The 22,197-nt window shown below is 70.3% G+C and carries 13 protein-coding genes, 1 tRNA gene and 1 pseudogene; 8 read left to right on the top strand and 7 right to left on the bottom strand.

The window, feature by feature from the left end:
- Positions 1-63: 63 nt before the first annotated feature.
- Complete coding sequence (locus CH341_RS14185) at positions 64-840, bottom strand: alpha/beta fold hydrolase (RefSeq protein WP_111419666.1); 777 nt, start codon at positions 838-840, stop codon at positions 64-66.
- A gap of 128 nt (positions 841-968) precedes the next feature.
- Here CH341_RS14185 and CH341_RS14180 point away from each other — a divergent pair, with 128 nt between their 5' ends.
- The 3 genes from CH341_RS14180 (at position 969) to CH341_RS14170 (ending at position 4,072) form a co-directional block, all read left to right on the top strand.
- Positions 969-2,171, top strand: a complete 1,203-nt coding sequence (locus CH341_RS14180; protein ID WP_111419665.1) for a CaiB/BaiF CoA transferase family protein — start codon at positions 969-971, stop codon at positions 2,169-2,171.
- 233 nt (positions 2,172-2,404) lie between these two features.
- Positions 2,405-3,145, top strand: coding sequence for a GntR family transcriptional regulator (locus CH341_RS14175; RefSeq protein ID WP_111419664.1), 741 nt, complete (start codon positions 2,405-2,407; stop codon positions 3,143-3,145).
- Positions 3,146-3,301: 156 nt separating this feature from the next.
- Positions 3,302-4,072: a glutathione S-transferase family protein gene (locus tag CH341_RS14170; RefSeq protein ID WP_111419663.1), complete on the top strand. Its 771-nt coding sequence runs from the start codon at positions 3,302-3,304 to the stop codon at positions 4,070-4,072.
- Positions 4,073-4,222: 150 nt separating this feature from the next.
- On the opposite strand, the gene CH341_RS14165 is transcribed toward CH341_RS14170, so the two are convergent.
- Complete coding sequence (locus CH341_RS14165) at positions 4,223-5,104, bottom strand: helix-turn-helix domain-containing protein (protein ID WP_210208294.1); 882 nt, start codon at positions 5,102-5,104, stop codon at positions 4,223-4,225.
- A 264-nt stretch (positions 5,105-5,368) separates the two neighbouring features.
- Between CH341_RS14165 and CH341_RS14160 the strand changes: the two genes are divergently transcribed.
- Complete coding sequence (locus CH341_RS14160; protein ID WP_245431050.1) at positions 5,369-7,501, top strand: TonB-dependent siderophore receptor; 2,133 nt, start codon at positions 5,369-5,371, stop codon at positions 7,499-7,501.
- Positions 7,502-7,584: 83 nt separating this feature from the next.
- Here the strand turns inward: CH341_RS14160 and CH341_RS14155 are convergent, their stop codons facing one another.
- From CH341_RS14155 to CH341_RS14140, 4 genes and pseudogenes are all read right to left on the bottom strand, one after another.
- Complete coding sequence (locus CH341_RS14155) at positions 7,585-9,216, bottom strand: hypothetical protein (protein WP_111419661.1); 1,632 nt, start codon at positions 9,214-9,216, stop codon at positions 7,585-7,587.
- 74 nt (positions 9,217-9,290) lie between these two features.
- Positions 9,291-11,069 (bottom strand): ATP-binding response regulator, encoded by a 1,779-nt coding sequence (locus CH341_RS14150; RefSeq protein ID WP_111419660.1) that lies wholly within the window; start codon positions 11,067-11,069, stop codon positions 9,291-9,293.
- Positions 11,042-13,113 (bottom strand): annotated as a pseudogene (locus tag CH341_RS14145) (sensor histidine kinase); the annotation flags it as partial. The pseudogene CH341_RS14145 and the gene CH341_RS14150, both read right to left, overlap by 28 nt.
- Positions 13,114-13,123: 10 nt before the next feature.
- A complete protein-coding gene (locus CH341_RS14140) occupies positions 13,124-14,104 on the bottom strand; it encodes a TRAP transporter substrate-binding protein (protein ID WP_111419659.1) in 981 nt (326 codons plus the stop codon).
- 268 nt (positions 14,105-14,372) lie between these two features.
- On the opposite strand from CH341_RS14140, the gene ugpB reads away from it, so the two are divergent.
- Positions 14,373-15,656, top strand: coding sequence for a sn-glycerol-3-phosphate ABC transporter substrate-binding protein UgpB (ugpB, locus tag CH341_RS14135; protein ID WP_281022751.1), 1,284 nt, complete (start codon positions 14,373-14,375; stop codon positions 15,654-15,656).
- A 136-nt stretch (positions 15,657-15,792) separates the two neighbouring features.
- On the opposite strand, the gene mtnA is transcribed toward ugpB, so the two are convergent.
- The gene (gene mtnA, locus CH341_RS14130; RefSeq protein ID WP_111419657.1) at positions 15,793-16,893 is read right to left on the bottom strand and encodes an S-methyl-5-thioribose-1-phosphate isomerase; all 1,101 of its coding nucleotides are present in this window, start codon (positions 16,891-16,893) and stop codon (positions 15,793-15,795) included.
- Between the two features lie 145 nt (positions 16,894-17,038).
- On the opposite strand from mtnA, the gene CH341_RS14125 reads away from it, so the two are divergent.
- The 3 genes from CH341_RS14125 to CH341_RS14115 all read left to right on the top strand — a co-directional run bounded on the left by CH341_RS14125 (position 17,039) and on the right by CH341_RS14115 (position 22,095).
- A tRNA-Arg gene (locus CH341_RS14125) sits at positions 17,039-17,115 on the top strand.
- A gap of 274 nt (positions 17,116-17,389) precedes the next feature.
- Positions 17,390-18,736, top strand: a complete 1,347-nt coding sequence (locus tag CH341_RS14120; RefSeq protein ID WP_210208293.1) for a nicotinate phosphoribosyltransferase — start codon at positions 17,390-17,392, stop codon at positions 18,734-18,736.
- Between the two features lie 239 nt (positions 18,737-18,975).
- Positions 18,976-22,095: a transglycosylase domain-containing protein gene (locus CH341_RS14115; protein ID WP_111419656.1), complete on the top strand. Its 3,120-nt coding sequence runs from the start codon at positions 18,976-18,978 to the stop codon at positions 22,093-22,095.
- Positions 22,096-22,197: the final 102 nt, after the last annotated feature.

The following is a 22,197-nucleotide window of genomic DNA, read 5'->3' as shown; positions in this document are numbered from 1 at the left end:
CCGCCGAGCTTCGCTCGGCACCCTCTCCCGCGAGGGGAGAGGGAAGGGGGCCCCAAAACCCTCTCACTCGCCGCCCAGGAACTCCCGCAGCAGCGGCAGCGCCAGATCCGGGCGCTCCAGCACCGAGGCGTGGCGGGTGCCGGGGATGACGTCGGCGCGGGCGTTCGGGATGGTGGCGGCGAGCCAGTGGGCGGCCTCGACGAAGGCGGCGCGGTCGTCGCTGCCGCACAGCACCAGGGTCGGCGCCGCGATGCGGGGCGCCTCGGCCAGGAGGTCGGCGGCGGCGAGCGCCTCGCAGGCCAGCGCATAGCCCTCCGCGGGCGTGCGGGTGAGGGCGGCGCGCAGATAGCGGACGCCGGCGATGTCGGCGGCGATCGCGGCATCGGAGAACCAGATCGGCAAAAGGCCTTCGACCAGGGCGGCCACCCCGTGCTGCCGCGCCGCCGCGGCCCGCTCGGTCCACAGGGTCCGCATCTCGGCGGTGTAGCGCGGGATCGTGTCGATCAGCACGAGCCGGTCGACCAGGGCGGGGAAATGCGCGGCGAAATGTTGCGCGACCAGCCCGCCGAGCGAGATGCCGGCCACATGGGCGCGGCCGATGTGCTGAGCCCGGAACAGATCGGCGAGCTGCTGGGACAGATCCTCGACGCCGTAGGGCTCGGCCGGCACCGGCGTCGTGCCGTGGCCCGGCAGGTCGTAGAAGACGACGCGGAACGCGTCGCCCAGCGGCGCCGCGAAGTCCCAGAATCCGTGGTCGCAGCCGAGCCCGTGCAGCAGCACGAGCGGCGGTCCGTAGCCGGTGGCGTGCAGGACGAGCGGGCCGATCGGAAGGTCGGTCATGGGCGGGACCACCGGCAGGGCGGGCGCAACGCCCGCGGGGACGGCGGCCCGGATCGGGCTCGCCTCGGAAACAGAAATCTGCTTCCTTGCTACCACAGCCCTCCTGCTCCCGTCATCGCGTGCGCGTCATGTCCGTTCCCCCCCTCGCCGGTGTCCGTGTCCTCGAACTCGCCCGCATCCTGGCCGGGCCATGGGCCGGCCAGCTTCTCGCCGATCTCGGTGCCGAGGTGATCAAGGTGGAGCGGCCGGAGGTCGGCGACGACACCCGGACCTGGGGGCCGCCCTTCGTGCCGGAGCGCGATGGCGGCGCCGGCGCGGCGGCCTATTATCACTCCACCAATCGCGGCAAGCGCTCGGTCGAGGCCGACTTCGAGACGCCGGAGGGGCGCGAGCTGGTCCTGGCGCTCGCCCGCGAGGCCGACGTGCTGATCGAGAACTTCAAGCTCGGCGGGCTGAAGCGCCACGGCCTCGACTACGACAGCCTGAAGGCGATCAATCCGCGGCTGATCTACTGCTCGATCACCGGCTTCGGCCAGACCGGCCCCTACGCGTCGCGGGCCGGGTACGACTACCTGATTCAGGCGATGGGCGGGATCATGCATCTCACCGGTGCGCCGGACGGCGAGCCGATGAAGATCGGCGTCGCCTTCGCGGACATCTTCACCGGCCTCTACGCGACGGTCGCCATCCAGGCCGCGCTGGCGGAGCGCGAGCGCTCCGGCCTCGGCCAGCACATCGACATGGCGCTGCTCGATTCGATGGTCGGCGTGCTCGCCAACCAGGCCCTCAACTACCTGGTGTCGGGCCGCTCGCCGGTGCGGATGGGGAATGCCCACCCCAACATCGTCCCGTATCAGGTCTTTCCGGCCCAGGACGGGCATCTGGTGATCGCGGTCGGCAACGACGGGCAGTTCCGCCGGCTGTGCGAGGTTCTCGATGCCGGCGATCTCGCCGGCGATCCGCGCTGGGCCTCCAATGCCGGCCGGGTCGCCGGGCGGGACGAGCTCGCCGCGGCCCTCACGGCCCGCACGACGGCGCGGCGGCGCGACGATCTGCTCGCGGCGCTGGAACGGGTCGGCGTCCCGGCCGGGCCGATCCACGACGTCGCCGAGGTATTCGCCGACCTGCAGGTGGTGGCGCGCGGCATGCGGCTCGACCTGCCGGCGCCGGCGACCGCGGCCGGCGCCGTGCCGGGCGTGCGCACGCCGATCCTGCTGTCGCGCACGCCGCTGGTCTACGCTGCGGCCTCGCCGGCGCTCGGCGCCGACACCGACGAGGTGCTTTCACGCCGCGCGGCGGGGCGGCCGCTGTTCCGCAGCTCGGCCGGGTAGGACGGGCCGCCCCGGGCGGCGGCCCCGGGTGGGACGGGCCGCGATGTGGGCCGCTGCGCATAGCCGCCGCGCCCGTAAAAACGGAAAAAAAGCGAAAGTGCAATCGACAGCGCCGCCCTGCTCGTGGCAAGAACGGACAGTCGTGCGCAAGTGGTTCGGCGATTCGCCGGCTCGCCGTCCGACACCGAGCACTTTCGGTCGCTGGATCCCGACGGCCTGACAGTTTTATCACAATGCGTAATACTCGCCGCTCCTTCCTCTACCACGACGTTGCCACCGCGTTGCGCAGCCGGATCGCCCGCGGGACCTATCCGCCGGGAGAGCGGCTGCCCAGCCTCAGCGAGCTGATGGAGGAGTTCGAGGTCAGCGCCATCACGGTGCGACGCGCGCTCACCGAGCTCACCTACGAGGGGCTGATCCGCGGCCACCAGGGCCTCGGCGTGTTCGTCAAGGAGAAGCCGCGCATCCACCGGGTGCTGGCCGGCGATCCCGACCGCTCCATCGGCGACGAGATCGCCCGCGCCGGCTTCACGCCGCGGCTGGAGGAGGTCGGCTTCAACGAGCTCGAGGCCGACGACGACGTCGCGGCGCGCCTGCGGGTGCCGCGCGGCTCGCGCCTGTTCATGCACCAGAAGCTCACCTTCGCGAACGACGAGCCGGTGGCGCTGCACTCGTGGTGGTTCCGGCCGCGGCTCGCCAAGCAGCTCCGCACCGACCTGTCGGAGCAGTTCATCTTCCCGCTCCTGAAGAAGCGCAAGATCGACGTCGAGAACCTGCGCTGCGAGTTCTCGTCGACCGCGTTGCGCGAGGAGCATGCCGCACATTTCGGCCAACCGGCCGGCTCGCCGATGATGCGGATCGACTACACGATGACGACCAAGGCCGGCGCCCCGGTGATCATCGGCCAGACCGTCGCCCGCGCCGACCGCTTCACCTTCGAGGTGAACCTGTCGCAGCGCCGCGGGCGGCGCTGATCGCGTTCGACGTCGGCCCGGTCGCGTCTCCTCGGGGGCCCTTCGTGTCCCGGGCGCGGCGCTCTGCGGCCCGACGCCCCTCGTCCGCGGCCTTGACGTCCTCCCGGTCCGCCTGCGAGCCTCCCGGCCACACAACAATCCGACGGGAGAGAACGCATGGCCCTGACCCTCTACAACGCGCCGCAATCGACCTGCAGCCAGCGGGTGCGGTTCGTGCTGAACGCCAAGGGCCTGCCCTTCGAGGAGCACCGGCTCGACCTGTTCGCCGGCGACCAGCTCAAGCCCGACTATCTCGCGATCAATCCGAACGGCGTGGTGCCGACGCTCGTCCACGACGGCGCCGTGGTGATCGATTCCTCGGTGATCATGGAGTATCTGGACGAGGTCTTTTCCGAAGGCCCGCGCTTCGTGCCGGCCGATCCGGTGGCGCGGGCGAGGATGCGCTCGCTGATGCGCTTCATCGACGAGGTGCCGGCGCCGGCGATCCGGGTGCCGAGCTACAACCTCGCCTTCCTGCCGCACTTCCAGGCGATGAGCGAGGAGGCGTTCCGGGCGATGGCGGAGTCGAAGCCGCTGCGTCGCGAGTTCCTGCTGTCGATGGGCCGCACTGGCTTTCCCGAAGCCGAGATGACGCTGGCGATGAAGAAGCTCGAGCAGACGGTGGTGCGCATGGACGAGGCGATCGCGGCGAGCGGCGGGCCGTTCCTGCAGGGCGGGGCGCCGACGCTGGCCGACATCTCGGTGATGCCCGTGATCGTCCGCATGGACGACATCCGCGTCTCGCATCTGTGGGCGACCCGTCCGGCGGTCGGCGCGTGGCTCGATGCCGTCCGGGCCCAGCCGGCCTTCCGCCCGACCTACTATTCGGGCTCGCTGCTCACCGAGAAATATCCGCATCTGCGCGAGCAGCTCGCGGCGGCGTGCTGAGCAAGTCGTCATTCCGGGGCGCTGTGAAGCAGCGAACCCGGAATCCATAACTCCCGGTCCTGGTGGCTCACGACAGGCCGGGGATATGGGTCCCGGGCTCGCGCCTTACGGTGCGCCCCGGGACGACGGAGATGCGCCGCATCGTCCTGCTCACATCCGCGCGTCGCGGCGCCAGGCGGCCGGGGTGGTGCCGACGATGCGCCGGAAGACGCGAGTGAGATGGGCCTGGTCGGCGAAGCCGGCGGTGGCGGCGATCTCGGTCAGCGGTAGGCCGGAGCGGGCCAGCATGTCCTGCACCTTCCGGATCCGCGCCTGCATGTGCCACTGGTAGGGCGGCACGCCGGTCGCCGCCTTGAAGGCGTGGCTGAAATAGGACTGCGACAGACCGGTGAGCGCGGCCAGATCCTGCAGCCGGATCCCGCGAAGGCAGTTCTCCTCGATATACGCGGTGGCGCGGTCGAGCTGGCGCGGCGACAGCGCCGAGCGGCGGCGGGCGGCCGGCGGGCCGACCCGCATCAGATCGATGAACAGCGCCGTGACCAGGCTGTCGCCGTAGAGGTCGTGGCGTACGCCCTGCGTGCTGCACTCCTCGGCGATCAGCCGGGCCAGGCCGAGCAGACGCGGGTCGGTGAACTGCAGCCGCGGCGTCGCCAGCGCGACCCGGTCGGGCTCCTCGCCGAGCCGCTCGGCGATCGTCGCGACGTCGAAATGGATGTCGAGATGGCGGATGCGCATCGGCGCGTCGACGCGCGACCAGATCGGCATGCCGGCCGGGATGTAGCTCATCGGATTCGTCACGCGCGGGGTCGGCATGTCGGCCGCCCCCGGGCCCAGCCGCAGCGCCGTGTCGCCACCCTCGCGGTCCAGCACCACGAACAGCCGCGGACTTTCCGAGACGTACTCGCCGCGCGCCCCCGCCGCGCAGGCGGCGTGCCACACGTCGGCGATGGCGCCGGGCCAGCGGCGGTAGCGAAGGTCTTCCAGGACCGCGATACCGTCGATCCGCGATGTCATGTTGGGGCTGAAGGTCATCGCCGGGGGCCTGGCTGCATCGAAGCGGTCTGCTGAAGTGGTCCGCACACGTTGTCTGGAACAGTTCTGTCCTGTTTCGTGCAGAACACAGGTCTGCATCAGCTTTACCGGAGGAGCCAGGACTGTTCAACGACGAACAAGGATAGACAATCCGCCTGCTGTTGCTGTTGGTATGACAAGTCTCGACGGGGATCGGTCTCGCAAGGTTAGAATTAGAACAATTCGTATCTTGTGGATGCCGGGAAGATGGATCGGCGGGGTATCATGTCCAGGAGCAACACGATCAGGAACCGGCTGGCGGGTGGGGCGGCGCTGGCCTGTCTTTTTCCCGCGGCGCTCGCGGCCCAGACGGCGACCGAGCTCTCCACGATCGCGGTCGAGGCCGACCGCGATCAGGAATCGCCGAAGGGCCCGGTGCGCGGCTTCGTCGCCACCCGCACCGAGACCGGATCCAAGACCGACACGCCGATCCGCGAGATCCCGCAGGCGATCTCGGTCGTCACCCGCGATCAGCTCGACCAGCGCGCCGTCACCAATATCGGTGAAGCCTTGACCTATTCGGCCGGCGTGGTGGCCGAGCCGTTCGGCTTCGACCCGCGCTTCGATGCGCCGATCATCCGGGGTTTCTCGTCGGCTGACAGCTTCTACCTCAACAGCCTCAAGCTGATGCGCAGCCAGGGCGCGCCGTCGATCGAGCCGTGGGGCCTGGAGCGCATCGAGGTGCTGCGCGGTCCGTCCTCGGTGCTGTACGGGCAGGGTAACCCGGGCGGGCTGATCAACCTGGTCAGCAAGCGGCCGCAGTGGACGAACTTCGGCACCGCGATGGTGGAGGGCGCCACCTTCGACCGCTACACCGGTGCCTTCGACTTCGGCGGCCCGGTGCCAGGCACTTCGGAGTTCGCCTACCGGCTCACCGGCCTCGCCCGCCAGGGCGAGACCCAGGTCGATGGCACCAAGGATGACCGCTACTACATCGCGCCCGCCGTCACCTGGAAGCCGAACGCCGACACGACGCTCACCGTGCTGGCCAACCTGCAGCACGACCGCGCCAGCACGCCGGTCGGACTGCCGAACGAGTATACGCTGTACGCCAACCGCAACGGCATCACGCTGCCGCGCAGCCGCAATCTCGGCGATCCCAACTTCGACGACTCCAAGCGCACGCTGGCCAGCATTGGCTACGAGCTCGAGCACCGCTTCGACAACAACCTGATCTTCCGCCAGAACGCCCGCTACCTGTCCCTGACCTGGGATTATCAGAATCTGTACTACACCAATCTTCTCACACCCGACACGGCGGGTCGCGGCGCCTCCTACAACGACGAGAAGTACGGCACCTTTACGATCGACAACCAGGTCCAGGCGAAGTTCGACACCGGGTTCCTGTCGCACACCGTGCTGCTCGGTCTCGACGTGCGCCGCCACTCGGTCGACACGCTCACCGAATTCGGCACCGCGCCGAGCGTCAACGTCTTCGTCCCGGTGTACGGCGTCGCGATCCCGAAGGACGTCACCTACGCCAGCAAGGTCGACGGCACGCTGGTCCAGACCGGACTCTACCTCCAGGATCAGGTGAAGCTCGACAAGTGGCTGCTGACGCTCGGCATCCGGCACGACTGGGCGTCGGTCGATTCGAGTACCTACGTCGAGTCGATCTACGGCCCGCCAGGGACGACCTTGCAGAACCAGAACGACCGCGCCTTCACGGGCCGGGTCGGCCTCTCCTATCTGTTCGACAACGGCCTCGCCCCCTACATCAGCTACGCCACCTCGTTCGAGCCGGTGATCGGCAGCGATCCGCAGGGCAACACGTTCAAGCCCAGCGAAGGCGAGCAGTACGAGGCCGGGGTGAAATACCAGCCGACCTGGTTCAAGGGCTTCTTCACGGCCGCCGTCTACGACCTCACCCAGACCAACGTGCTGACCACGGCGGCGGGCAGCTTCCTGCAGACGCAGATCGGCGAGGTGCATTCGAAAGGCGTCGAGCTCTCGGCGCTGGCCAACCTGACCGAAGGCCTCGATCTGATCGCCAACTACACCTACACGGATGCCGAGATCGTCGGCGGCCAGTACAACGGCAACCAGCCGGCCAACGTGCCGCGGAACGCCGCCAATCTGTGGCTGTTCCAGAACATCAAGACCGGCCCGCTCGCCGGAGTCGGGTTCGGCGGCGGCATCCGCTATGTCGGCAGCCGCTGGGACCTCGACGCCAATCTCTACGAGCTGCCGTCCAACATCCTGTTCGACGCGGCTGCGAGCTACACCACCGGGCATTACAAGCTCTCGCTCAACGTCAACAATATCGCCGACGAGAAATACGTCTCCGGCTGCGGCTATTTCGGCTGCTTCTGGGGCAACGGTCGCACCGTCACGGGCCGCATCGCCTACAACTGGTGAGGCGCATGCGGGCCGTTACAGTCCCGCACCCTTGGCCGATGATGCCCGCGTTCGTCGCGGGCTTCACCGCGTCACGGGAACGTTCACGGGCCCCGGCCCATCAGCTCGTAGTCCGGATCGGTGAGCGTGCGCTTCACGAAGGGACGTTCGAGGCCGTACAGGCTGTAGGTGTGGCGACAGTCCCAACCGGTCGGATCGACCGGCCCGGGCGGGCCGGCATTGGCCGCCATGATGCTCGCCTTGCAGGTCTCGGTCTCCTGCACGAACGCGATCGCCTGCCCGGCGTTGCGGCCGTGGAGCAGCGCCTCGTTGAGGTGCGTCGCTCCCGCGAACAGCACCAGGACCGCGGCGGCGAGCGGGCGCACGATCTCCGGTCCGTCGTCCGGCGCCGCGGCGACCCGGGCCCGTGACCAGGCCATGGCGATGACGATCACCGGGAGGATCGCGCCGCGCATGGCGAAGTTGTTGGCCCCCGAAAAGCCGATCACCACGGTCGCGGCCAGGAAGAGGCTGGCGGCGATCGCGCATTGGCCGAGCGGGCTGGCGAGCGGCGATGGCGGCGGGCGCAGCGCCAGCCAGGCGAGCCAGCCGACCTCCGCCATCACGAAGGCTGCGGCCAGCGCCAGCCCGGCGAGCCCGGCCGGCGTACCGCCGAACTGCTCGGACCAGCGCGTGAAGATCAGGAAGAAGCGGAAGCCGCCGGCCGAGTCGGCGTTCAGATAGATGTAGGCGAGTGGTGCCGAGACGAACGCGGTGGCCAGCACGGCGACGACGACGCCCGGCCTGGTCACGAAGCGGGCGAGCAGCGGCGACAGTGTGGCCAGGCCGCCGATCAGGGCGAACACCGACGAGAAGGCCGCGAAGCCGACCAGCAGCCCGGCGGCGACCATCGCGATCGGCCCGGTGCGCGGCGCCAGGGTTCGCGGCTCGGTGGCGACCACCACGGCGAGCAGCAGCGCCATCGCCGCGATCAGGTGATGCGGCACCCAGATCAGCAGCGTGGTGAGCGAGGAGATCTGGTTGGGGATGCCGAGGTCGCGCTGCCACCATTCGGCATGGGCGAGCCAATCCTCCGACGGCGTCGCGAGCGCGCCGACCCAGCGGCCCAGCACGACGACGCCGTCCGGCACGGCGCCCGCCACCAGCACAGCCGCGAGCGCCGGGCCGCGCTGCCGCGGCTCGAGCAGGTGGCGCAGGACCACGACCAGGATCACGGCCGCCGCGATGCCGAGCAGCAGCGTCCCGGCTCCGTAGGAGAACTTGATCGCCGATGCGCCGGCGAGCTGAAACAGCTCGCCGATCGCGGCGGCCGGCATCCACGCGACGTAGTAGAAGTGGAGATGCGTGTCGGGCTGGTAGTTCAGCAGCGGCGGAAAGCGCTCGCTGTTGACCAGGCTGGCGAGCTCCTGAAAATGCCAGTTGTCGTCGTAGTTGACGGCGGCCCCCAGGCCGCCGGTCAGATGCTGGGCCGTGTAGGGCACCAGCCGAACGAGCTGGATCGCCGCGGCCCAGCCGATCAGCGCGCCTTCGAACCAGCGCAGCGGCTCCGCGTCGACCAGCGGCAGCCGCCGGAAGCCGACCATGCCGGCTACGACGAACAGCGCCAGGACGAGAGGAGTGAACTCGGTCGGCAGCCGCAGCGCCGTCATGGCCGCGGCCGCGCACACGCTGGCGGTGAGCAGCGACAGGACGAGGAGGCTCGAGCGCGCCAGCATAGCGGGTCCGGGATCGGATGTCGCCCGAACCCTACGCGGCGAGGCTTAACAATTCGCGTGGGCGCGGCCCGCCCTCATCCCCGGGGTGGCGGGACGGCCGCGTCCGTGTCGGCCTCGGGCTGCTTGAGCGGCAGGACGATCGTGAAGGTCGTGCCCTGGCCCTCGCCGGCGCTCTCGGCCGTGATGGTGCCGCCGTGCAGGTCGACGATGCGTTTGACGATGGAGAGGCCGAGGCCGATCGAGCTCTCGCCGCCGGTCGGCTTCGCCGACAGGCGTTGGAACCGCCCGTAGAGGCGCTTGAGGTCCTCGGGCGTCATGCCGGGGCCGGCGTCCTTGACGCTGATATGCGCGCCGTCCGGCCGTCGCACCAGGGCGACCGCGATGCGGCCGCCGATGGCGCTGTACTTGACGGCGTTGCTGACCAGGTTGTCGATCGCCTCGCGGATGCGGTCGACGTCGCAGGAGACCGGGGGCCCCGGCTCGGCCGTGACCTCGATCACCTGGCTCTTCTTGTCGGCGAGCGGCTGGTTCGCCTCGGCGACGTCGCGCAGCACGCCGGGCAGGTCGCCCAGGTCGCGCCGGATGGTGATGTCCAGCGCGTCCGTCATGGCGTCGGCGATCAGGCTCTCGACCATGTCGGCGACCCGGTCGGCGGCGTTGTGGATGTGCTTGATCTGCGCCGTGGCGGCCTCCGGCGTCAGCGCCGGGCTGGTCACCATGCGCTCGAGGATCTCGGCGCGGCCGATGATCACCGACAGCGGGTTGCGAAGATCGTGCGCCACGGTGCCGAGAATCTCGGTCTTGAAGGCGTTGGCGCGCTGCAGCCGGGCCCATTGCGAGGCCAGGCGGCGGTTCGCCGAGGTCAGCTCGCGGGTGCGCTGGTTGACGCGGTCCTCGAGCCGGGTGTTCGCCTCCTGGAGCTGCTCGTACAGGATCACGTTGTCGAAGGCGATCGACAGCTTGCTGGTGAAGATCTCGACCAGCGTACGGTCCGTCTCGGAGAGCGGCCGGCAGACATGCAGCACCACGACGACCTCGCGGTCGCTCGACGTGCGGATGTAGAGCACCGACCAGCGCGGCATGAACTGGTGGGTTCTCAGGCGGAACGCCTCCTCGACCACGTGGCGAAGGTCCGGATCGAGCGCCGTGACGCCGTTCTGGCCGACGTGACGGATGTAGCAGCCGGCCGCGGCCAGCACCGAGACCGGATGCTGGCGGCCGTTCTCGTGGAACACCAGGATGCCGTCGCAGTCGACGTTGAGCAGCGAGGCGAGCTGCACCAGCACCCCCTCGGCGAGGCGCTGGATCGACTTGAAGTCGTACAGCGTCGACGCCGCGTCGACGATGATCTCGAGGCCGCGCCGGGTCTCCACCATGCGCTCGAGCTGCTGCCAGCTTCGCAGCGCCGCGGTGAGCGAGGTGAACAGCTTGTCGGCCGTCAGCTCGGTCTTGGCCTTGTAGTCGTTGATGTCGTAGTCGACGATGATGCGCCGTTCCGGCGCCTGGCCGGGCTGGCCGGTGCGCAGGATGATGCGGATCGTCTCGTTCTTCAGCTCGGTGCGGATGAAGTCGACGAGCTCCAGGCCCGCCGTGTCGCTCTCCATGATCACGTCGAGCAGCACCACGGCCGTGTCGGGGTGCTGGCGCAGCGCCGCGCGCCCCTCCTCGCCCGAATAGGCCGAGACGATCTCCAGGCCCTGGCCGTTGAGCGAGTAGTCGGCGAGCGCGAAGCGGGTGCCGTCGTGCACGGCCGGCTCGTCGTCGATCACCATGATCTTCCAGCGCGGCCCGGTCTCGACCGGCGCCTCGTCGCCGTCTTCGAGAATGTCGACGATGTCGTCGGTGTCAGCCATGGGCTTGATCCGTCGTCTGGAGGGCAGGGGCGTCGGCGCCGGCGCGGGTCACGCGGCGGGGCAGCACCATGCGGAAGGTCGTGCCGTGGCCCAGCGCGGTGTCCAGCGTCAGCCGACCGCCGAGGCTCTGGGTCACCAGGCTGTGGATGATGTGCAGGCCGAGCCCGGTGCCGCCCTGGCCGCGGCGGGTGGTGAAGAACGGGTCGAAGGCGCGGCGGCGCACGTCGTCCGTCATGCCGACCCCGTCGTCCGCGACGATCACCTCGACGTGGTTGGCGCCGAGCTGGCGCGCCCGCACCTCGATGGTGCCGGGGCGGCCGTCCGGGAAGCCGTGGGCGACGGAGTTGAGGAACAGGTTGGTCAGCACCTGGCCGAGCGAGCCCGGGTAGCTGTCCATGACGATGCCGTCCGGCACCTCGATGACGAGGGCGATCTGCGCCTTGCGCAGCACCGGGCGGACGCTGGCGCCGATCTGCTCGGTCGCCTCGCGCAGGTCGAAGTCGCGCAGCTCCGCGTGGCTGCGGTCGACCGCCACCTGCTTGAACGACTGGATCAGCTCGCCGGCGCGGTGCAGGTTGGCGACGAGCTGCTGGGCGGCGTCGCGGGTGCCGGCGACGAAGTCGTCGAGCTTGGAGCGCCGCAGCGGTCCCTGGGCGAGTTCGCCGGCGAACACCTCGGAGCGCCGCACCAGGCTCGACGCGACCGTGAGGCTGATGCCGACCGGATTGTTGACCTCGTGCGCCACGCCGGCCACGAGGCCGCCCAGGGCCGCCAGCTTCTCGGCGTCGATCAGGCTCTTCTGGGCGTCGCGCAGCTCGCGCAGCGCCTTCTCGGCGTTTTCCTTGGCGGCGCGGAGATCGTTCTCGGCCTGCCGCTTGGCGATGGCGTTCTCGCGGAAGACCTCGACGGCGCGCGCCATGGCGCCGATCTCGTCCTTCTCGGTGGTGCTGCGCACCACTGGGCCGTAATGCCCCGCCACGATGGCGTGCATGGCCGACATCAGCTCCTTGAGCGGATTGCGGATCGAGCGCGTCACCACCATGGCGCCGACCAGGATGGCCAGAAGGAAGCCGGTCGCGACCAGCACGACCTGACGGAAGATCGCCGCCAGCGTGCGATCGAGCATCGCCTGGGCGCGCGCCTCGCGCCGCCGCATCTCGCTCTGCAGCGCGTCGATGGTCTGGATCATCGACGCCTGGTTGCCGTCGATGGCGCTGCGCAGGATGCTGGTGCGGGCCGTGAACCGGTCGCTCAGCGCACCGAGCCCCTTGCGGAAGGCGGCGGCCCGCTTGCCCAGCGCCTCCAGGGCGTCGCGCTGGATGTCGTCGGTGGCGAGGTCGGTCAGCACCGGCACGGTGCGCTCGATCGTCTCCAGGCCGCGCACCGCGTCGTCGGCGGCCGCGGAGGAGAGCGACAGGTAATAGGCGTTGGCGGCGACCAGTGTCGCCGTGAAGGCCTCGCGGGACTTCGCCAGCGCCGGCCAGATCAGCGCGTCGCGACGGCCCGAGGAGCCCTCGACGATGGAGTAGAGACCGGCCATCTCGCGGGCCGGCCGCAGCACCTCGTCCTCGTAGACCCGGTTGATCGCGGTCTGCACGGCGCGCAGCTCGCCGAAGCCGTCGATGAAGCGCTCGGTGACGCCGGCGAGCCCCTCCATGCCGTTCGCCAGCATCGGATCGGCCGGCTTGCGGGTGCGCAGGGTGCCCAGCACGGCCTCGCGCACCAGCAGGATCTCGGCGAAGATCTCGGGGCTCGGCTCGTTGATGTAGCGATGGATCAGGTTCTGCAGCCGCCCGGCCTCGCCCTCCAGCAGCACCAGCACGGCGTCGGATTCGCGGACCTCGCGGACCTCGTCCCAGGCGCGGCCGAGCGCCGTCGCGCCGTTCCAGATCAGCCCCGCCAGGATGATCACGACGCCGGTGTTGAGCACCGCGATCGACAGGATGCGCCAGCGGATCGGGACGGCCCGCACCAGCCGTTCGAGGTCGAGCCGCTTGCGCGGCGCCGGTTCCGCGGCCGGGTAGGACTCTGCGCTCACGGGCACGCTCGCCGGGTCACTCGGTTGCACGGATGCGCTCGACCAGGCGGCTCAGCACCGGATCGCCGTCGAGGCGCGCATAGAGAGGCGCCATCGCCTCCTGGAACGGCTTGCGGTCGATGTCGGTGATGATGGTGTTGCCGGCGGCGCGCGCCTGCTCGCGCGAGCGCTCCTCCAGGGTGCTCCATTGCGCCCGCATGAACCGGCTCGATTCGCGGGCGGCGGTGCGGAAGATCGCCTTGTCGTCGTCCGACAGGGCGTTCCAGGCCGAGAGCGACATCAACAGCACCTCGGGCGTCATCGTGTGCTCGGTCAGCGTGTAGTAGGGCGCGACCTTGTAGTGCCCGGTCGTCACGTAGGACGGCCAGTTGTTCTCGGCCCCGTCGACCAGCGCCGTGGTCAGCCCGGTCTCGACCTGGCTGTAGGGCAGCTGGATCGGGGTCGCGCCGAGTGCCGCGACCACGTCGGCCATCAGGCTCGACGGCTGCACGCGGATGCGCAGACCGGCGAGATCCGCGAGCTTGCGGATCGGCTGCTGGCGCGTGTAGAGCGAGCGCGCCCCGGAGTCGTAGAAGGCGAGCCCGACGAAGCCGCCTTGCGTGAAGCTCGCCAGGATCTCCTCGCCGATCGGCCCGTCCAGCACGGCGTGCAGGTGGTCGGTGGAGCGGAACAGGAAGGGCAGCGACAGCACCTTGGTGGTCGGCACGAAGGCCGCGACCGTGACGGCGTTGACCCGGTTGATGTCGATCGCGCCGGCCCGGATCTGGTCGACCGTGTCGTTCTCGTCGCCGAGCTGGCGGGAATGGAACACGCGGATGCGGTGACGGCCGCCCGTCCGTTCCTCGATCAGCCGCCCCATATAGGCGAGCGCCTGCACGGTCGGATATTCGGCGACCTGATTGTCGGCGGCCCGGAACTCGCGCGCGGACGCTGCCGTCGCCAGCGCGAAGGCCGCGAGCACCAGGCCGAAAACGCGGGCGGTCCATGCTGCGGACAAAGTTCCACCGTCTTGTCGGACGATCCGGATCGGGCTTCGTGAACCTTCAAATACTAGCGAAACCGTGCTCGGATAGCCATCCCGGTCTACCGTGGGGTCGTCACCCGGCCCCGGCGCGGTGTTTCAGGATCTGCCAACCTCGTGAAAGCCGTCCATGTCCCTGCCGTCCCTCTGTGGTATTCCTGAGGCGGACGCGCGCCGTCGGGGCCCGTCCCCGGCCGGCGGGACGAGCCGTCGCGCCGTTCTCTCCGGGCTCGCCGCGGCCGCCGTGGCGGCACCGTCGCGCGGCTCCGCCGCCCCCGAGACGCCGGCCGAGATCCATCTCTGGCACGCGATGGCGGGCGAGCTCGGCCGACAGATCGAGCGCATCGTCGCCGGCTTCAATGCGGAGCAGGGGACGTGGCGTGTCGTCCCGGTGTTCAAGGGCAGCTACACCGAGACCGTGACGGCGGCGATTTTCGCGGTCCGTACCAAGAGCCATCCGGCGATCGTCCAGGTGAACGAGATCGGCACCGCCACCATGATGGCGGCCAAGGGCGCGATCTATCCGCTCCACGAGCTGATGCGCGCCGCCGGCGAGCCGCTCGATGCCACCGGCGTCCTGCCGCCGGTCGCCGGCTTCTACTCGGATACCGAGGGCAATCTCCTCTCCTATCCGTTCAACGCCTCGACCCCGATCCTCTACTTCAACCGCGCGCTGTTCCGCGCCGCCGGCCTCGACGACCGCACCCCGCCGCGCACCTGGCCGGAGGTCGCCGAGGCGGCGCGGCGGCTGCGCCAGGCCGGCGTGCCGTGCGGCTTCTCGACCCACTGGCCCTCCTGGGTGAACGTCGAGAATTTTTCGGCCTTCCACGACGTGCCGATCGCCACCCGGGCGAACGGCCTGCAGGGGCCCGAGGCCGAGCTCACCCTGAACAATCCGGTGCTGGTGCGCCATGTCGCGGCGCTGGCGGAGTGGCAGCGGTCCGGGCTGTTCACCTATGGCGGACGCGGCACGGCGGCCGAGCCGCTGCTGTATTCGGGCGAGTGCGGCCTGTTCCTCGGCTCGTCGGGTTTCGCCGCGGACATCCGGGCGAAGGCGAAGTTCGACGTCGGTTACGGCATGCTGCCCTACTGGCCCGACGTCCCGGGCGCCCCGCAGAACACCATGATCGGCGGCGCCAGCCTGTGGGTGCTGCGCGGGCGGCCCGAGGCCGAGTATCGCGGCGCCGCGAAGTTCTTCGCCTATCTGGCGCGGCCCGAGGTGCAGGCGCGCTGGCACCAGGCGACCGGATATCTGCCGATCACCATGGCGGCCTACGAGCATTCGCGGGCGCAGGGCTTCTACGACCGCAATCCGGGCGCCGCCATCGCCATCGAGGAGGTGACGCTGAAGCCGCCGACCGACAATTCGCGCGGCCTGCGGCTCGGCTCCTTCATCCTGGTGCGCGACGTCATCGAGGAGGAGCTGGAGCTCGCCTTCGCCGGCAAGAAGACGGCCCAGGCCGCGCTCGACACCGCGGTCCGCCGCGGCAACGAGCTGCTGCGCCAGTTCCAACGCGCCAGCCGGTGAGACGAGGTTCGGCGGATCGGTTCGGGGTCCTTCCGGGGCGCACCGAAACGTGCGAACCCGGAATCCAGCGACAGCCCCGGACCCCGGGGCTGCATCCCGGGTTCGCCGCTGCGCGGCGCCCCGGGACGACCGGTCCTCACCCTCTGCCGCTCCGCTCCGGGAACGCCGCGGCGAGCGCCGGCCGGCTCGGCGCCAGCACGCCGCGCTCGGTGATCAGGCCGGTGACGAGGCGGGCCGGGGTGACGTCGAAGCCGTAATTGGCGGCCGACACCCCGTCGGGGGCGATCCGCACCGTCTCGAAGCGGCCGTCGGCGGTCTTGCCGGCCATCAGCGTCACCTCCTCCTCGCCGCGCTCCTCGATCGGGATCTCGGCGACGCCGTCGACGACCGCGAAGTCGATGGTGGGGGACGGGAGGGCGACGTAGAACGGCACGCCGTTGTCGTGCGCCGCCAGCGCCTTCAGGTAGGTGCCGATCTTGTTGCAGACGTCGCCCTGCGCCGTCACCCGGTCGGTGCCGACGATCACCATGTCGACCTGCCCGTGCTGCATCAGGTGGCCGCCGGCATTGTCGGCGATCAGCGTGCAGGGCACCCCGTGGTGGCTGAGCTCCCAGGCGGTGAGCGAGGCGCCCTGGTTGCGCGGCCGCGTCTCGTCGACCCAGACGTGGAGCTTCACGCCCTTGTCGTGCGCCATGTAGATCGGCGCCGTCGCCGTGCCCCAGTCGACGGTGGCGAGCCAGCCGGCGTTGCAGTGGGTGAGGATCTCGACCGGCGCGCCACCCTTGCGGGCCGCGATCTCTTCGATGATGGCGAGCCCGCTGCGGCCGATCGCGGCATTGATCGCGACGTCCTCGTCGGCGATCTCGGTCGCCCGCCGGTAAGCGGCCTCCACCCGGGCCTCGCGCGGCAGATTGCGGACCGCGGCCAGCATCTCGCCCAGCGCCCAGCGCAGGTTGATGGCGGTCGGCCGGGTCTTTGCCAGGGTCTCGCAGGCGGCTTCGAGGGCGGCGTCCGACGCATCCTCGCGCAGCGCCAGGCACACCCCGTAGGCGGCCGTCGCGCCGATCAGCGGGGCGCCGCGCACCAGCATCGAGCGGATCGCCTCGGCCGCCTCGGCCAGCGTCTCCAGCCGCACCGTGACGTAGCGGTGCGGCAGCAGCCGCTGGTCGATGGTGCCGATCGTGACGCCGTCGGGCTCGAGCCAGATGGTCCGGGTGTGCCTGCCGTCGACTTTCATGGATCGGCTCCGCGGGATGTTCCGGGTCGGGCCAGGGGGCGGCCGCCGTCATAGGGCGCGGGCGCCGGCTTGGGAAGGGGCGGCGGCCGCGCGGGGCCGCTCCCCCGCTTGCCCGGCCCGTCCCGATCGGCTATCCAGGCCGCAGGCGCCCGTAGCTCAGCTGGATAGAGCGTTGCCCTCCGAAGGCAAAGGTCACACGTTCGAATCGTGTCGGGCGCGCCATTCTGGATTTGGCCGTTGAATTACGGTCCGGCGCGATTGACCCGTATCCGCTTCGAGGCTCACGCCAACCAGTTCTCCACCGTCAGCCCTGCACCCCTCGGACACGATGTGGGTGTCGAGGATCCCGCGCGTCACGGCAGGCGCTCGGGGGCCGGCACAAGCGCGATACCTCCGTCCGCGCCGTGCTCGGTCGTCTCCCGCCCCGCCCCGTGCTACACCGCAGGCGAGGGCGTGCCGGCGGGGCCGGCCCCGGCAAAAATCCACGGGCGAAGCGATGAACATCGGTGACAGTCCGCTGCTGACGGACCTCTACCAGCTCAACATGATGCAGGCCTATCTGGCCAACGGGCTGACCGGGACGGCGTCGTTCGAGCTGTTCGTGCGGCGGCTGCCGCCGGGGCGGTCGTTCCTGATGACGGCCGGGCTGGCGCAGGCGGTGGAGTGGCTGGCCGATTTCCACTTTTCGCCGGACGAGCTCGCCTATCTGGAGAAGACCGGCCGGTTCGACGCGAAAATGCTCGACTACCTGGCGGGGCTGCGCTTCACCGGCGACATCGACGCCATGCCGGAGGGCACGGTGTTCTTCCCGCACGAGCCGATCCTGCGCGTCACCGCGCCGCTGCCGCTGGCGCAGCTCCTCGAGTCGCGGCTCATCAACCTGATCCAGTTCCAGAGCCTGATCGCCACCAAGGCGGCCCGGGTGATGCTCGCGGCGCCCGGCAAGGTTTTGGTCGATTTCGGCTTCCGCCGCGCCCACGGGGCCGAGGCCGGGCTGATGGCGGCCCGCGCCAGCTACATCGCCGGCTTCGCCGGCACCGCCACGGTGCTGGCCGAGATGCTGTGGGGCATCCCGATCTACGGCACCATGGCGCATTCCTACGTGCAGGCGCACGAGGACGAGAGCGAGGCGTTCCTGAGCTTCGCCCGGGCGAGGCCCGACAATCTCACGCTGCTGATCGACACCTACGATCCCGAGGCGGCGGCCCGCAAGGTGGTGGCGCTGGTGCCGACGCTCGCCCGTGAGGGCATCACGGTGCAGTCGGTGCGCATCGACAGCGGCGACCTTGTGGCGGTGACGCGCGGCGTGCGGACCATCCTGGACAACGGCGGCTGCGCGGCCGTGAAGATCTTCGTCAGCGGCGGCCTCGACGAGGAGTCGATCGCCGCGCTGGCGCGCTCGCGCGCGCCGATCGACGGCTACGGGGTCGGCACCGCGCTCACCACCTCGCAGGACCAGCCGGTGCTCGACATCGTCTACAAGCTGCAGGAGTACGACGGGGTCGCCAAGCGCAAGCGCTCGACCGCCAAGCACACCTATCCGGGCCGCAAGCAGGTGTGGCGCCGCCGCGCCGCCGACGGCACCATCGCGGGCGACGTGATCTCGCTCGACGGCGCCGGGCTGCCCGGCGAGGCGCTGCTCGCGCCGGTGATGCGGGACGGCGAGCGGGTGCGCCACGACCCCTCGCTCGCCGAGATCCGGGCCCGCGCCGCCCGCGAGCTCGCGGCGCTGCCGCCGACACTGCGCGACGTCGGCGTGCCGGGCAGCTATTCGGTCGCCATCGGCGAGGCGCTGAACGCGCTCACCGCCGAGGTCGATCGTCGCATCGCCGCGTCGCGATAGGCCGGCCGAGGCCGGGCCTATCCCGGCCGCCGAAAGCCTCTCTTAACCGACCCTCCGTTAACCTTGCCGGCCGGGGAACCGCGGCCGCGCCGGAGGATGACGGCACGTCCGTGCGGCCGCGCCGATGCCGTAAATTTGCTCGGAAGCGACGGAACGCAACCGCAAAATCGCCGTTGTGCCTCGCCTATAACTGCGTCGCCTCTCCTCGCGTTCGCGCGTTCCAAATCGTGGCCGGTGGCATGGATGTGATCCTCGTCAAGCTCCTCGCGGCCTTCCTGGCGTTGAGCCAGGTCGCGATCCGGCCCGAGGCGATCAAGACCGAGTTCGACCGCGGCCGCGACCAGAGCGAGGTGGTGCAGATCCTGCGCGACGGCTGCGCCCACATGCGGAAGGCCTTCGACATCGAGTCGATCGACATCGACGGGCTGATCAGCACGGCGCTGGACGACCCGCAGGCCTTCACGGGCGAGATCAAGGCGTTCAAGGGGCTCGACTTCGCGGCGCTGCCGCCGCTCTACCGCCAGCTCTGCAAGAACGAGACGGTGGCGAACTCGCCGGCCGACATAGGCGCCGTGATCGACTGGTACAACAAGGCGGTCGCCGACCTGCCGGACCACCGCAAGCTGAAGGGCCTCAAGCTGTCCGGCACCTCGACCGTGCTGGATCAGAAGGGCGGCCGCTTCGCCGAGGTGTTCGAGCCCGACAACCGCCGCGTCTTCGTGCCGCTCGCCGAGATCCCGAAGCACGTCCAGGAGGCCTTCGTGGCCGCCGAGGACAAGCGCTTCTATCAGCACAAGGGAATCGACGAGCGCGGCCTGATCCGCGCCATGGTCGGCAATCTGGCGCGACCCGGGCGGCCGCAGGGCGGCTCCACCATCACGCAGCAAGTGGTCAAGAACCTGCTGGTCGGCGACGACCTCACCTACGAGCGCAAGATCCGCGAGGTGATCGTCGCGTCGCGGGTCGAGCAGACGCTGTCCAAGGACGAGATCCTCGAGCTCTATCTCAACTCGATCTTTCTCGGCCGCGGATCCTGGGGCATCGAGCTCGCGGCGCGAAGCTGGTTCGGCAAGCCGGCCTCCGAGCTGACGCTCGCCGAAGGCGCGCAGCTCGCCGGTCTCACCAAGGGGCCGAGCTACTACAATCCCGACCGCCATCCCGAGCGGGCGCAGGAGCGCTTCGGCTATGTCCTGACGCGGCTGCAGGAGGACGGCGCCATCACGCCGGAGCAGGCCGCGGCGGCGCGCGCCAGCGGCGTCAAATACGCCGCCTATACGCGGCTCAGTCGCACCACCGGCTTCCACGTGCTCGACCACATCGCCCGCGAGGCGCGTTCGCTGCCGGGCGTGTCGCCGCTCACCGCGGCCTCCTCGACCGTGCGCTCGACCATCCACCCGGACCTGCAGAAGGCGACCGAGGCGGCCCTGCAGGAGGGGCTGTTCCGCTACGAGGCGTCGACCGGCCGCAGCCAGTTCCAGGGGCCGGAGCTCAATCTCGGCGCGGCGATCCAGAAGCTGCAGGCGGCCTCTGCCGCGGCGTCCGCCGCCGCCGCCCCGCCGCTGCCCGAGGTCGCGGCGCCCGAGCCTGCCCCGCTGCCGCCCGCCGCCCGTTCCGGATCGGGCAGCCGTTCCGTCAAGACGGCCAAAAGCAAGCCGCAGGCGCCGGTCCAGGCCGCCGCGCCGCCGCCCGTCGCGCCCTGGCTGGAGGCGCTGAAGAACGCCCGGCTGCCGCTCTACGACGTCCACTGGACCCCCGCCGTGGTGGTGCAGACCGGCGGCGAGACGATCCGGGTCGGGCTCGCCGACGGCCGCGTCCTGCCGCTCGGCGGCGTCACCGGCCAGGCCCGCCGGGCCCTGTCGCAGTGGGACGTCGTCTACGTGAAGGCGAGCGACGGCAAGAAGGGCGCCCGCGCCGACCTGCGCATCCGCCCGACCGTGCAGGGCGCCGCCCTGGTGCTGGAGAACAAGACCGGCCGCATCCTGGCGATGTCGGGCGGCTTCTCCTACCCGCTCAGCCAGATCAACCGCACCACCCAGACGGCGCGCCAGCCCGGCTCGGCGTTCAAGCCGTTCACTTATCTGGCGGCGCTGCACAAGGGCCTGCAGCCCAACACCCTGGTGCGCGACGAGCCGATCTCGCTGCCGCCGATCGGCAACAACGCTTCGGCCCGCGACCGCGACTACTGGACGCCGAAGAACTACGAGGGCGGCTCGTCCGGGATCCTCACCCTGCGGCTCGGCCTCGAATACTCGAAGAACCTGGTCACGGCGCAGCTCCTCGACGGCGGCATCTCGTCCGACCCGAGCCAGAGCCTCGCCAAGGTGTGCGAGCTGGCCCTGGAGGCGCAGGTCTACCGCGACTGCATCGGCTACTATCCGTTCGTGCTCGGCGCCCAGCCGGTGCGGCTGATCGACCTCGCCGCCTTCTACGCCGCGGTGGCCAACGAGGGGATGCGGCCCGATCCTTACGCGGTCGAGACCGTGGAGGAGCAGGGTAAGACCGTGTTCCACCATTCCGGCGAGCCGCGGGCGCTGGCGGGCGGCGACCGCGTCGCCTTCGTGCAGCTCAAGAGCATGCTGCAGGGCGTGCTGGCGCGCGGCACCGCCCGGGCGATCGCCGGCCTGTCGCCCTATGTGGCCGGCAAGACCGGCACCAGCGACGACGAGAACGACGCCTGGTTCGTCGGCTTCTCCAACGACGTCACCATCGCGGTGTGGGTCGGCTACGACAATGCCGACGGCAAGCGCCGGACGCTCGGCGGCGGCCAGACCGGCGGCTCGGTGGCGGTGCCGATCTTCAACGCCATCATGGACGAGGTGTGGAGCAAGGTCGCCAAGAAGACGCCGCTGGCGCCGCCGTCGCCGCAGGCGCAGCGCCAGCTCATCGCACTGCCGATCGACCTGCGCAGCGGCACCCGCCTGTCGGAGCGGGTGCCCGGCGCCTTCACGGAGTATTTCCGGCTCGACCGCTCCGGCCAGATGACCGACACCCAGCACGACATGGTCTCGTCGACCGAGGTCGCCAGCCAGGGCTACCGCGATCCCTATGACGGCGAGCTGTTCGGCTACGGCACCGGCAACGGCCCCTACGGCACCTATGGCAGCGGCCAGGGCGGCCTGTTCGGCCAGGGCCCGTCGCAGGGCTATCCCTACGGCTACCAGAGCCCGTATCAGCGCCAGCAGCCCTATCCGGGCTCGCCCTACGGCCAGGGCGTCCGGCCGCCGCCGCAGACCCCGGGCGGCCTGTTCGGCCAGCTCGGCCGCGCCTTCGGCGACCAGCGCTATTACGGTCGCGAGATCAATCCTCCCCAACGGGTCGATCCGCAGTATCCTTACGCGGATCGCGAGCGATTCTGGTGACCTCATGACGGCGAAGCGTTTGGTCTCGGCGGCGCGCGCCAAGTTCGACATCTCGACGGGCATCCGCACACGCGAGCAGATGGCAGAGGTGATCGCCTTCTT

It is taken from the genome of Rhodoplanes roseus, assembly GCF_003258865.1.
GTDB lineage: Bacteria > Pseudomonadota > Alphaproteobacteria > Rhizobiales > Xanthobacteraceae > Rhodoplanes > Rhodoplanes roseus.
Note: the sequence above shows the minus strand (reverse complement) of the source record. Positions and strands in the feature narration are given on the sequence as shown.